General features: G+C 35.5%; 10 protein-coding genes. 7 read left to right on the top strand and 3 right to left on the bottom strand.

The features are described from left to right. Positions 1–145 precede the first annotated feature (145 nt). The 6 genes from QWY78_RS03130 (at position 146) to QWY78_RS03105 (ending at position 6870) form a co-directional block, all read left to right on the top strand. On the top strand, positions 146–781 hold the full coding sequence (locus QWY78_RS03130; protein ID WP_290216484.1) for a hypothetical protein: 636 nt from the start codon (positions 146–148) through the stop codon (positions 779–781). Between the two features lie 223 nt (positions 782–1004). Continuing rightward, positions 1005–2069 (top strand): DUF6263 family protein, encoded by a 1065-nt coding sequence (locus QWY78_RS03125; protein ID WP_290216483.1) that lies wholly within the window; start codon positions 1005–1007, stop codon positions 2067–2069. A 51-nt stretch (positions 2070–2120) separates the two neighbouring features. Continuing rightward, positions 2121–2339, top strand: coding sequence for a hypothetical protein (locus QWY78_RS03120; protein WP_290216482.1), 219 nt, complete (start codon positions 2121–2123; stop codon positions 2337–2339). 57 nt (positions 2340–2396) lie between these two features. Beyond that, positions 2397–4955: a YfhO family protein gene (locus tag QWY78_RS03115; RefSeq protein ID WP_290216481.1), complete on the top strand. Its 2559-nt coding sequence runs from the start codon at positions 2397–2399 to the stop codon at positions 4953–4955. A 125-nt stretch (positions 4956–5080) separates the two neighbouring features. Further along, positions 5081–5488 (top strand): GxxExxY protein, encoded by a 408-nt coding sequence (locus QWY78_RS03110; RefSeq protein WP_290216480.1) that lies wholly within the window; start codon positions 5081–5083, stop codon positions 5486–5488. Between the two features lie 80 nt (positions 5489–5568). Beyond that, positions 5569–6870 carry a glycosyltransferase gene (locus QWY78_RS03105; protein WP_290216479.1) on the top strand — a complete coding sequence of 434 codons (1302 nt, stop codon included), beginning with the start codon at positions 5569–5571 and terminating at the stop codon, positions 6868–6870. 45 nt (positions 6871–6915) lie between these two features. Here QWY78_RS03105 and QWY78_RS03100 read toward each other — a convergent pair whose 3' ends face one another. Continuing rightward, positions 6916–7896, bottom strand: a complete 981-nt coding sequence (locus tag QWY78_RS03100) for a PLP-dependent cysteine synthase family protein (RefSeq protein WP_290216478.1) — start codon at positions 7894–7896, stop codon at positions 6916–6918. 139 nt (positions 7897–8035) lie between these two features. Further along, entirely contained in the window at positions 8036–9265 is a 1230-nt protein-coding gene (locus QWY78_RS03095) for an ABC transporter permease (RefSeq protein ID WP_290216476.1), read from the bottom strand. A 4-nt stretch (positions 9266–9269) separates the two neighbouring features. Between QWY78_RS03095 and QWY78_RS03090 the strand changes: the two genes are divergently transcribed. After that, positions 9270–10466: an exo-beta-N-acetylmuramidase NamZ family protein gene (locus QWY78_RS03090; RefSeq protein WP_290216474.1), complete on the top strand. Its 1197-nt coding sequence runs from the start codon at positions 9270–9272 to the stop codon at positions 10464–10466. A 283-nt stretch (positions 10467–10749) separates the two neighbouring features. Here QWY78_RS03090 and QWY78_RS03085 read toward each other — a convergent pair whose 3' ends face one another. Then, complete coding sequence (locus tag QWY78_RS03085) at positions 10750–13806, bottom strand: DUF8818 domain-containing protein (protein ID WP_435389040.1); 3057 nt, start codon at positions 13804–13806, stop codon at positions 10750–10752. Between the last annotated feature and the right edge of the window lie 104 nt (positions 13807–13910).

Genomic DNA, 13910 nt, shown 5'->3' with positions numbered 1-13910 from the left:
ATGAGATTGTTCATGTATTTAAGTGATTGGTAGTCAGGTAAATATACGATTTTTTAATCAAATGAACAATCTTTTTTCCTATATTTCTAAATGCACAACGGGTTAGAAAATATTTATTTTAGCGTCCTAAATTAAAATAAATTTTATGAAAAAAATCTTTACCATTTTGGTTCTTACAGCATCATTAAATGCCATTGCACAGAAGCAAATTTTTGAAGCACCAAAACTAAGTGAAAAAATTGCAGCGCAAAAAACGGTCGCAATCATTCCATTTGAAGTAACAATCAATTACAAAAAGCAACCTAAAAACTTCAGTGCTGAAGCAAATAAGGAGCAAGAAAGAAAAATGTCTCAAAGTATCCAAGCGAGTATGTATACTTTTCTCTTACGAAAGCGTGATAAATACAGCGTTTCTTTTCAAGATGTGGATAAGACAAATATTTTATTGAAAAGAGCAGGTTTATTAGATAAATTAGATGAAACAACTAAGGATGAACTTGCTGCGATTTTAGGGGTTGATGCAATTGTAGGTGGTAATTATGAAATAGAACAAACAAAATCAGAAGCAGGGGCTATTGCAACTGCCGTTTTATTTGGTGGCTTTGGTGGAAAGACAGGAACTGGAACTTTAACTTTAACGATTAACGACGGAAAAGATGGAGAATTACTTTGGAGATTTTTCAAAACCTTGGATGATAGTATTGCTACATCAACTGATGACGTAGTAGAACGTATGATGAGAAAAGTTTCTAGAAATTTCCCTTACGATAAAGAGAATTAATGAAAATTCATAAATACTCTAAAAATATTAGTTTAAGTCGGATTTTAGTCCGACTTTTTTATATCGTAAAGAATCGAATGAAAAGCTTTTTATAGTATTAAAGCATGTTAAAAATATATAATGTTTGAAACCATCAGAAATAATTACCCTAAATTTGCCAATGGTTTCTAAAAATAGAAAACTTTAGAAATCGACTTTAAATGAAATGCAGAAAAATCAGTAAATGAAAAAATTCACAGCCCTTGCGCTTCTTGCTATAACCCTAGCTGCCTGTAAAAAAGAAACCAAAACCATTTCCAAAATAGATCCCGAAACCGGAAAAACAATGACGATAGAAGTTCCGGTAGGAAGTCCTTCAGATTCAGTAAAAATGGAGAAAGCTCCAGAACAGGTTTTGGCGATTAAAGATTCTTTGGGAATTTACAAACAGACTTTTAAACTAGAAAAAGGGCAAACTTATCCTTTAGTTACGTTTCAAAAAGATGTACAAACCATGACGGCTCCGGATGGGAAATCCCAAAGTGGAACCAGCGAAATGACCGATGAAATGTCATTTACCGTGAATGATTTTAAAAATGGTATTTATGATATCACGATTAATCTATCTGGGAAAAGAAATTCGCAGTCTGCCAATGGAAAAACAGTTGCAGTTGACACCAAACAAGCGGAACCAAAAGATGAGCAATTGAAAATGATGTGGAAAGTGAACAAAGCTTTGGTGGGAAATAAATTAAATTTAAAAATGACCGAAGCCGGAAAAGTAATTTCTATTACAGGTTTCGATACCGTTTATAATAAAATTGCAGCGTCTGTTGGATCAACAATTAAAGATACTAAAGATAAAACTGCTTTTATCAATAGTTTCAAACAGAGTTTCAACGAGAAAATGTTGAAAGATCAATTCACGAAGAACTTGGTTTTGATTCCTGCAAAAGGAGTGAAGATTGGCGACAAATGGTCTGCAAGTGAAAATGCAACGCCAGACGGAAAAATTAAACTGACCACCACTTATACTTTAAAAAGTGTAGCCAATGGACTAGCGGAAATCTCAGTCGCCGGCGGAATCCCAAAAAAATCGGATAAACAAACTCAGGAAGGCGTCACCAGATCGATGAGCTCTGAATTATCACAAAATGGAACCATCACGTTGGATCAAAAAACAGGCTGGGTAAAGAATCAAAACATCGCCGTGAAAACAACCCAGATTGAAACGCTTTCCGATGGAAAACAATCACAGACCATGAAATCAGTATCGAATTCTACGGTGGTGGTAAATCCTGTAAAGTAGTATTGCTCAGGAGTTTAAAAATAAAACTTTATCCTTTATCAAAAATAGAAAATGAAATATATATTAGAATTAATTCTAACAACGGTAATCATTTTTTTTGTTTGGAATTTTTTAAAAAGAATGTTTTTTACGAAAATTTTTAAATTTCCAAGGCCAAGAAATGAAGAAAATGTAACCCAGCAGAAAACCAATAAAAATTTGGATTCAAAAATTAATTGGGATGCAGAAACCGTGGATTACGAGGAAGTAAAAGACCCGAAAGAAAAGTAAATAAGTGTAAATCCTTTGACGATGTCGAAGGGTTTTTCTCAATAATAAACCTTAAGAATGTTAAAAAATAAAAATTTAATTTTCATTATCGGAAGCTTAATCGTTTTCGTTTTGCTGGCCGTGATTTACGCCAATCCTGTCTTAACCGGAAAGCAACTTTTTCAACATGATATTGTGCAGTATAAAGGCGGCGCAAAGGAATTGTTGGATTATCGTGCTGAAAATGGAAAAGAAACCTACTGGAGTGATTCGATGTTTGGTGGGATGCCGACCTATCAAATGGGTTCGCAATTTCGCGGGGATATTATTAAAAATATTGATAATTTACTGAACTTTTTACCCAAGCCAGCCAACTATATTTTTCTGCTTTTTTCTGGGTTTTTTCTTTTAGGTTTAGTTGCGGTAAGAAACTGGAAATACGCACTTTTGGGAGCGACTTTTTTCGGACTTTCCACTTATTTCTACATTGCACTTGCTGCGGGACATAACGGGAAAATCCATACGGTTGCTTATTTTGCACCACTTTTGGCCGGAGTACTTTTGGTGTATATCCGCAAAAAATATGTGTTAGGATTTATTGTCACCACACTGTTTATGGGTCTTCAGATTGCAGCAAATCACCCGCAGATGACATATTATCTGTTTCTAGCGTTGGCATTTTTATTCTTGTCAGAATTGATCCGTGCTTTTCTAGGAAAAACCGACTGGAAACATTTTGGTATTTCTACCGGAATTTTAGCTTTTGCTTTTGTTTTAGGGATTGGAATGAATTCTCAGCGAATCATGGCCAATTCAGAATATATCACCGAAACCGTGCGCGGCAAGCAGATTTTGGATAATGAAAAACATTCGGCCGATAAATCCGGCATGGATAAAGAAAGCATGTTGATGTGGAGTTATGGGAAATTAGAAACTCTGAATTTGTTTATTCCACGCTTAATGGGAGGCGCAAGCAACGAAGAGGGTTCAGAAGAGATGATGGCGAAGTTGCAACAGTTGGTACAGGAAAATGTATCTTCTCAACAAGAAATGGATCGAATTTCAAAAGGATTCGGTGGGTTAACATATTGGGGTGAACAACCGGGAACTTCTGGACCGGCTTATCAAGGTGCAGTAGTTTGTTTCCTGGCTATTCTAGGGTTTTTCTTCGGTTGGAAGAAATATAAATATTGGATTTTAGGAGCCTCAATTTTAACCATTCTGTTAGCATGGGGAAGTAATTTTATGGTGGTTTCCGATTTATTCATCGATTATGTTCCTTTCTATAATAAGTTTAGAGCCCCGAGCTCTATTTTAGTTGTGGTAGAATTATTATTTCCACTCATTGCGATTGTTGGATTATACCGTTTCTTTAACTCAAATGAAAAAATAGAAACCGCTACAGGAAATATTTTGGCAGAAGATTATAAAAAGAAAATCCTAATCTATGTAAGTGCTGTAGTCTTAGGAATTACCATCTTGCTATTGCTTTTTGGAAAATCGATTTTAGGTTTCTATACGCCAACAGAAAAAACATATCTACCGCCGTTTTTACTGGATTTTCTAGTGGAGCAGCGATATAAAATGTTCAGCATCGATGCCATGAAGGCCATTGCTTTTGTCACCATTACGGCTGGGGTTTTATTTTTGAGTTTAAAGAATAAAGTCACGCAAAACACAGCAATCATCATCATTGGTTTGGTGAGTTTCTTTGATTTATGGAGTGTTAATAAAAGGTATTTAAACAATGATAATTTCATTGATAAAGCTTTTACTGAAAATCCTTTCCAAACAGAAAATTCAGAACTGTTGATGCAGAAAGTAGGCGATAACACCAATCTAAAATCACTTTTGGATAATACCAATATGAACAAAACATTGGAAACCATCGCAGAAAAAGACAAAGGCCATTACCGAATTTACAATCAGGTTTTAGGTGCGTTTAACGAAACCAATACCTCTTTTTTTAAATCCTCGGTTGGCGGTTATCATGCGGTGAAATTAAGAAGATATGATGATCTGATCAATGAATATTTTGGTAAAATGGATACGGTAAAAGTTCCGCGAATTCTGAATTTGCTGAATACAAAATATATGATCTTCGGATCTCCTGATAAGCCAGAAGGGTTGACCAATGCTGATGCAAATGGAAATGCCTGGTTTGTTTCTGAGCTCAAATTTGTAAACACGCCCAACGAAGAACTGGATCAAATCGCAATTGTCAACAATAAAAAAGTGGCCGTAATTGCCAAAGAAGATCAAAAATATTTTGTGGAAAAACCCTTGAAACAAGATTCAACTGCTTTTTTAGATTTAAAAAAATATAAGGCAGACGAACTAGAGTTTACCTCCGAATCAAAGACGCCACAATTGGCAGTGTTTTCAGAAATCTATTATCCCAAAGGTTGGAAAATGTACGTTGATGAGGTCGAAGTTCCCTACATTAAAGCAAATTATTTGTTAAGAGCAGTATACGTTCCGGCCGGAAAACATAGCATTAAAATGATTTTTGCTCCAAAGGTGATCGCCCAAGGAAAAATTATTTCAATGATCGCCTTTGGATTGTTTTTGTTGTTGAGTGGCTTGGGAATTTATTTTTTATACCGCGAAAAAGACAGGAAAAATTTGGCTGTGTAAGAAACTCATCAGGTGCAAAACGTTTGTGGGATTTTCATGCTTTTAATTTTCTACCCAAAAAAGAGACAAAAGAAACGTGGCTTTTTAAGTAAATCAAAAGATTGCAAAATTGTAATTTAGCATTGATGATAACACAAAAATTTATCACCGATTTAACTTATAAAACTAACGGAGTCTGCATTGAGGTGCATAAAATTTTAGGTGCGGGTATAGCAGAAATTGTTTATCATAAAGCGTTAGAAGAAGAATTTAGGATGAGAGATATTCAATTTAAATCGGAGTTTGTTATTCCGGTATTTTATAGAGATAAAAATTTAGAGTGTGATTTTATATGCGATTTTTCAGTTGAAGATTTAATTGTCTTAGAAATAAAAGCAGTTAATCAAATCATAGATATTCATAAATCACAAGTATTAAATTATATGAATTTACTAAAAGTACCAAAAGGAATATTGATCAATTTTAATGTCAAGAATATTTATCATTTCGGACAAGAAACATTCATTAATAAATACTTTGATCAATATGATTAACTAAAAATGTATATTTTGCCATCTTTTGAATATCCTATTTTCGCATCAATCTTTTGCTTCTTTTGCGGTTAAAATTTATAATGAAACCAACTAAAAAAATATTAATCATCACGTATTATTGGCCCCCAGCAGGTGGGCCAGGTGTTCAGCGCTGGTTGAAATTTACAAAATATTTACCTGAATTCGGTTGGAATCCGACTGTTTTTGTCCCCGAAAATCCAAGCTATCCCATTGTTGATGAAACGCTGGAAAACGAGGTTTCTGATGATTTAGAAATCATTAAAACCAAGATTTGGGAACCATATCAAATCGCAGAGTTTTTCGGCAAAGACAATAAAAAATTCAAAGCCGGACAATTTGATGTTGGTAAAAATCAATCCTGGAAATCTAAGCTATCAATTTGGGTTCGAGGAAATTTCTTCATTCCGGATGCACGCGTTTTTTGGGTAAAACCATCCGTTGAATATTTGAAAAAGTATTTGAAAGAAAATCAGTTTGAGGCTTTTGTTACGACGGGTCCTCCTCACTCTATGCATTTAATTGGTTTGGAATTAAAAATGGAATTTCCTGATCTAAAATGGATGGCCGATTTCCGAGATCCATGGACGGAAATTTCCTATTACAAACATCTGAAACTCACCAAACCTGCGGATCAGAAACACAGAAACCTGGAAAAGCAAGTTTTTGAAACTGCCGATATTACCTTAGCCACCAGTTTTTCTGATGCTGAAAATTTAAGAAAAAAAGGTGCAAATGCGTTTTGTATTACCAATGGTTTTGATGAAAATGCAAATCTGAAAATCCGACAATTGGAGAATTTCAAATTTGAAAATTCGAAATTTACACTTAGTTATATCGGCGTTTTAGAACAACTTAGAAATCCCGACGTTTTATGGAAGGTTTTAAACGAACTTATTTTAGAAAACCAGGATTTTAAAAATACTTTTCAATTAAAGTTGGTCGGTAGAATTGATCATAAAATCCTGACAGAAATCGAACAATCTGCTCTTAAAAATTGCGTCAATAATTTAGGTTATCTTTCTCATGCTGAAGCGAATAACGAAATGCAAGACGCTGATCTACTCTTAATCACCAATTTTCCAGACGAGAGTTCAAAAGGAATTATCCCCGGTAAAATTTTTGAATATTTAGCTACAGGCAGGCCAATTGTTTCTTTTGGACCGAAAGAAAGTGATGTAAAAAAAATTTTAGAAGAAACCAATGCAGGAAAGCATTTTTCGTATGATGATGAATCAGAATTAAAAACATTCTTCCTTGAAAAATATGAGGAGTGGAAATCGGGAAAGTTGTATTCTCAAACTCAAAATATTCAGCAATTTTCTCGTAGAAACTTGACTAAAAAACTGACTGAATTTCTCTGAATCCTTCAAGGATTTTAAATCCTTGAAGGATTAAAGTTAAAACTTTTACAACCAACCCATTTCCTTCATCCATTCATCATTGTAGATTTTCCCTACATAACGCGAACCGTGATCGTGTAACAAAACAACAATCACATCATCTTTGGTGAACTGGTCTTTCATTTGAATCAAGGCAGCAATCGCACTTCCGGCAGAGTAACCACAAAAAATCCCTTCTTCTTTAGCGAGTTTTCTTGCATAAATTGCACCGTCTTTATCGGTCACTTTTTCGAAATGATCGATGACCGACATATCATAATTTTCGGGAATAATATCTTCGCCAATTCCTTCTGTAATGTAGGAATGAGCATGGTCTGGATGAAATTCACCCGTTTCGTGATATTCTTTTAAAATGGAACCGTAGGTATCTACGCCAATCACTTTAATTTCTTTATTTTTTTCTTTAAAGAAAGTTCCGCAGCCGGTGATCGTACCGCCTGTTCCTGCTCCCGCAACGAAATGGGTTAGTTGACCAGCTGTTTGCTCCCAGATTTCTGGGGCAGTAGATTCGTAATGCGCCAATCGATTTGATAAATTATCATATTGATTCACATACCAACCGTTTTCTACTTCTTCGCCCAATCGCTTTGAAACGCAGTAATACGACCTCGGATCATCTGGGGTTACGTCGGTTGGGCAAACGATTACTTCGGCTCCAACAGCTCTTAAAATGTCATTTTTTTCTTTCGACTGTTTGGCGTTGGTTACAAAAATACATTGGTATCCTTTTACGATTGCAGCCAATGCCAAACCCATTCCCGTGTTTCCGGAAGTCCCTTCGATAATTGTTCCTCCCGGTTTTAAGCGTCCGTCTTTTTCTGCGTCTTCAATCATTTTCAAAGCCATTCTGTCTTTTACAGAATTGCCCGGATTAAAGGTTTCTACTTTTGCTAAAACCAAGGCTGGAAAATCATCACCCAAAACTTTGTTCAGTTTTACGAGCGGCGTATTGCCGATGGTTTCAAGAATATTTTGTGCGTATTTCATAAGAGTATTTTTAATCTAATGCTCACTTTCGTCATCTATTTGTGTGTTTTTAAATGAAATCAAGTGCTGTTTTTGTCATTATTAATTTCGTAAAAATCGATAAGAAATTTACGAATTTGCAAAGATATAATTTTAAATGTTAATTGTATTTAATGGCTTTCACCGGAGATATTTTACTGATCAAATAACTGGGAAGAACCAAGGAAATGCCAGATACGATGAGTATGCCCAAAGAGATGAGTACAATATGCACGATGTTGATTTCAACGGGAACCACACTTAAATAGTAATTTTCTGGATTTAAGGTGATAAGGCCAAAATATTTTTGAATAAATAAAAATGCCAATCCAATTAAGTTACCAAAGAGTAAGCCCGGAATCATAATCATTAATGTATAATTAATGAATATCGTTCGGATTTGTCCGTTGGTGGCACCTAAAGTCTTCAACATTCCGATGGAATTGGTTCGTTCGATAATTAAAATCAACAAAACCATGATGATATTGATAATGACCACGATGAGCATAATGGTAATAATCAATGCAATATTGGTATCGAAAATCGCAATGAAATCCATGATTTGCGGATATTCGTCGGTCGCTTTCACGGTATAGTTTTTATAACCCACTAACTTTTCGACGAGGGGAGCATCTTCATCAATATTGTTAATATTTTTTAGGAAAATATCAATGCCACCGATTTCAGACTTTTCCATTCCTTGAATTTTGCGCGCATGATTGATGCCACCAATTACGAACAGGTCATCAATCAATTTAATATCGGTTTTATAAATGCCTACGATTTCAAATTTGCGATAAAGCGGACTTTGATTTTCTTTAGAAAAAATAGCGACAATACTGTCTCTTACACCCAAATGAAGATCGGTTGCAATTTTTTGGGAAATACAAATCCCATTGTTAAATCCATTTTCTGAAATTTTTGGTGCGCGACCCGCCACTAAAAATTTACGGAATCGAACGGAGTCAAAATCTTTGCCAACCCCTTTGAAAATAATTCCTGCAAAATTATGCTCGTTGCGCAAAATTCCGCTTACAGCCACGTACTTTTGGGTAGTTGCCACATCGGGCAGCGCCTTTATTTTTGGGAGTTCCAGTCCTTCATTGCTTAAAATAGAGGAGTTATAAGAATTATTGGATTGTTTTGATTTTACCGAAATATGACCGGAAAAATCAGCCATTCGTTCTTTAATCGCTTTTTTGGAACCCACCCCAGTTGAAACCGTAATGAGCGAAACAATCACACCTAACGCAACGGAAAGCCGACCAATAAAGACAATAACCCGTGAGAGATTATTTTTATTATCTTTGGAAAATGCAATTTTTTTAGAAAAATATAACGGAAAATTCAATCGTATGATTTTAAGCCTCAAAAATAAAGATTTACTTCTGATTGTGCTAATTTATTTTGGTTTTTACCAAATCAGTTTTGCCCAAAACCTTGATAAAAACTGTTTCGAAACCGGTGCAGACCGCCCAGAATTGTATCTTCCTTTATTAAAAAGCAAAACGATTGGAATCGTCACCAATCAAACAGGCTTACTGAAAGATCAAACTTTCCTGGTTGATTTTTTGGTTAAAAATAATATTAAAATAAAATCGATTTTTGCACCTGAACACGGTTTCCGTGGAGATGCTGATGCCGGTGAGCATGTGAAAAATGGAATTGATACCAAAACGGGAATTCCAATTGTTTCTCTATATGGATCGAATAAAAAACCAAAGCCAGAGCAATTAAAAGGAATTGATATTGTTCTTTTTGATATTCAAGATGTGGGGGTGAGATTCTATACTTATATTTCTACTTTGACTTATGTAATGGAGGCCGCCGCTGAAAATAATGTGGAAGTAATCGTTCTCGATCGACCGAATCCTCACGATGGATATATTGATGGACCTGTACTTAAAAACCAATGGAAAAGTTTTGTCGGAATGCATCAAATTCCCGTAGTTTATGGATTGACCATTGGCGAATATGGAAAAATGGTCAACGGTGAAAAATGGTTGGAGAAGGGTATACAGGTGAAATATACTTTAATTCCGATGAAAGGTTATCATAAAAAACAACGGTATGAAATGCTGGCACCACCCTCGCCAAACTTGCCGAATGACCAATCCATCAATCTTTATCCAAGTTTATGTTTTTTTGAAGGAACACAAGTTTCCGTCGGACGCGGAACTCCTGTACCTTTTCAAATCTATGGTTCTCCGTGGACAAAAAATTTGCCGTATGCGTTTACTCCGAAACCTTCTGCGGGAGCAAAAGATCCATTTCTAAACGGGAAATTATGTTATGGTGAAAACTTGGCAGACTATCCGGAAGATTTACGAAGTTTGAATTTAGACTGGCTTTTAAAAGCATTTAAAGATTATAAAAATCCACAACAGGATTTCTTTTTAAAGAATCTGTTTTTTGATAAATTAGCGGGAACTGATGAATTGAGAAAGCAGATCATCGCTGGAAAATCTGCGGCTGAAATCCGATCATCATGGAAAAATGATTTGGAGAACTTTCAGAAAATCAGATTGAAGTATGTGATATATGAAGACTAAGAAGAGCCAAAAAAAAAGTAAAAAGAGGCAAGGGGAAAAAGTGAATGGTTAATGGTCAATGGTGAATTCTGAATTCTCAACTTGTTTTTTAATCTAAAAAATCAGAAAATTTTTGCGCAGTTCAATTTCCGAAGGAAATCTTAATCCTCTTAATTCCTCAATGAACGTTAATGGTTAAATTTTAATTTGTGCAATTTCTGTCTCAAATTTTGGAGTGTTTTTTTGAAGGTTTCATTGAAAAGTTTAGAAATATCCGTGCATTCGTGCCCAAATATTCATACTTCTAAAAACTCGCTTTCACCTGCATTGATCCCATGTGAATCGTTCGTTCACCAGAATTTCTTCCTTCATAATTTACGTTCAGTTGAATAAATGAATTCAAGGCCTGTTGTAAAAATACTGACCACACCTGATTTTTCCCCGGTTTCAAACCATCGAGCATTTGGTTACCGACAATCGAAAAATTATTTCCGATGAAATCATTTTTAATAAAGGAGAAATTGCCGCGAACCGAAGTTTTCCGCCAATCCCATTGTAAACTTCCCGTAAGGTCGAACGTCTTTAAAAACTCGTCGCCATCAATTCTTTTTTTCTGACGAAAGGCCAAAGAAAGTTCAGACTGAATCGCTTCTGTAAACTTATACGTTGCTTTAGGTTTGGTTTCCAAATTTTGCAATTGGTAATCCCTGCTCTTAAAAAGTTGCGATGAATTTTCAATTGCATGAACCAAATTTTCCCAATCAATCCGGAAATCTTTCCCAAACCAATGTCCGATATTCAGGAAATGAGAAACTTGGGTTCGTTTTTCATTACTAAAGTTCGCATTGATCAAATTATTGTTGGCGATAAAACGGTAATTTCCGTTCCAGCCCGATTTGTCGGTAGGATTAAATTGCGCCGAAGCCAGAATATTTTGATTTTTTAGAATCTGATCTTCATTTTTTTCGAACGGATTCAAAACAAAAACCTTTTCTTTTTTCAAATATGAATTTTGAGAATTAATGGAAAGATTAAAGTTCCATCTTTTCAGAAACTGATTTTCAGAATCAAAAATTACGGAAGGATTGACGAACAAAGCCAACTGCATTTTATTTTTATTGGATGGAATATAATTTACGGTATTCGTGTAAATCCTGATATACTGCGCCAAATCTGCATATTCTGCAATTTCAAATTCGTCTAACTGTTGAATTCCATCCCCGTTATAATCCGTCCATTTATAAACGCCCTGTCCGTCGGTCACCTTGATATACTGAAATTCCCGTTGCGCTTCTTGGCCATTTCCCAATTCATAAAAAGCCTGCAAACGGATTCCGTTATTGAATAATTGTTGCTGATAAGTCATATTTCCAACGATGAAGTCCTGATTAAACTTGGCCTGTGAATCATCGGTTTTTTCAAAGAATTTTCGATAATGGAGCAGAGCAGATAAAGTGGTTTTTTCGGTTTTAATGATTTGACTTTCCGCCATAAAACCCAGAATTTGATTTCTGTTTTGCAAGGTATTATTTCTTACGGAATCATTATCTCTCAAATACATTTTTGCCAAAAGTTTAGTTCTCGCAGAGTCACCCACTTTTTTCTGAACGAAAACCTCTTTCCAGCGGTAACTCGTCACATCGAGCACCTTGGTTTCATTAAAGTTTTTTAAATTCTGCTCCATACTCGCACCGATTCCCCAACTTCCTTTTTTGGCAGCATATTCTGTGGCAATGGCAGCTCTTGTAAAGTTGGTATTCTGAAAAGTTGACTTCGTATCGAGATAAGAGAAGTTTCCATTGGTGCTGAATTTTCCTTTTAGCCAGCCGAAATCCAGATCATTTTTTATCCCGGAATAAGAATCTGTTTCATCTAAATAATTGATTTTATAATTCAAAAAAGAACGGTTTTTCCATTGATTCAGAAAACTAAAAATTAAGCGGTTTTGGGTAATTTGATTAAACTCCTGCGCTAAATTAAAATCTCTGGAAAACTCAACATCATTGATTCGGTCTAGAATATGAAACTGCGAATTGATATGTTGATATTCAAAACTCGGCGTTCCTTGCCAGTTATTTTTACTAAAGGTTTTATATCCAAAAACCCTTCCGGCATAGCCGATATTTTCACTGGAATCTTTAGAAGAAAAGAGATTCAGGTCGAAATTACTTAAGGAAAAGTCTGCACCCACTTTTCCCTCCGTCAAAAGAACTTCAGCATTGGTAGAGAAAACCTGTGATTTTTGTGGTGATGGCAATTTGCGAACAGCTTTGTACGCGCCAGCATTTGGACCTGCATATTCAAAAACGCGTCCGTTATTCGTGGTTTGCTTTAAACGATAATCTCCCAAATTGTCTCCAAAATAGGTAAAGGAAACCTGATATAAAGTTTGCGTTTGATCATTCGAGAATTCATAATAATTCCCGAGCGGATTTTGAATGATTTGGTAGAGGATTTTATTTACATCATATTCTGAAACAGTTCCTGAGGGTGCGTACATCAAATTCTGATCATTTCCGGCATTGGCTAAAATCTGCTCGTCTTCTTTGGATAGATTTAAAGAAAGAGGCGCATTTTTATTATCGTTTTCCATAAACCAGTTGAAACCAAACTTTACTTTTTCTCTTTCGTGTTGAACGCGGCCGGTTACTAAAAAGCGCGAGTAATTTCGATTGGTATAATTGTACGAAATGGTAATATAATTTTGCTTAAAAATCGGCCGGAAACTGGTAAAGGTAATTTCGCCTGTATTGTAATTAATGGTGTAATCCTGACTTTCACCACGTTTCATCAAAATACCGTCGATGAAAACCTGTTCAGATCCGGAAATAATGGTAATAAACTGTTCGCCACTTTTTCCGTGGAGTCGATAGGGACCTTGGTTACCTTCGACCCCTTGAAACCGGATCCGGTGAAATTCGCTTCGGGCTACACCAGCAGAAATATTGGTAAAGGTTTTATTTGTTGTTCCAAATTGTGTTTGATATTCCAAACCCATACTCCGTCTTTGAAAACGACCGAAATAGGTTTTTTCATCCATTAGATCCAAATGACCGGCACGCAAAATCGAGTTGTCTTTTATATTGAGTTGAAGATAAATCTTGTCGAATTCCTCAAGCGTTTGCGTATAACCATCTGCTTGAATCGGCAGATTATGATCGGAAATCGAAGCCAGAATTGAAACATCGTTCGAGAGTTTTCCGGTAATCTGCAAATCCATGGAACTCTGCACGCTTTGTCCCTGATTATTCCCAAACGTGATTCCTCTGATAATAGAACCTTTAGAATTTAGATCGCCTAGAATTTGAGACCGTGTATTTTTAACCAAAACACCTTCATCAATAATGGTTTTATTCGGCATTCTGATAAAATCCAAAGTGTCTTTCGAGAAAATATCTTTTTCAATTTTCGCTGTAAGGATGGAATCTTTTTTTAAAGAGTCTTTTGAAATATTAGGATTTTGCC

It is taken from the genome of Kaistella yonginensis (genome assembly GCF_030409525.1).
Taxonomy (GTDB): domain Bacteria; phylum Bacteroidota; class Bacteroidia; order Flavobacteriales; family Weeksellaceae; genus Kaistella; species Kaistella yonginensis.
This window is presented reverse-complemented; position numbering and strand designations above follow the sequence as displayed.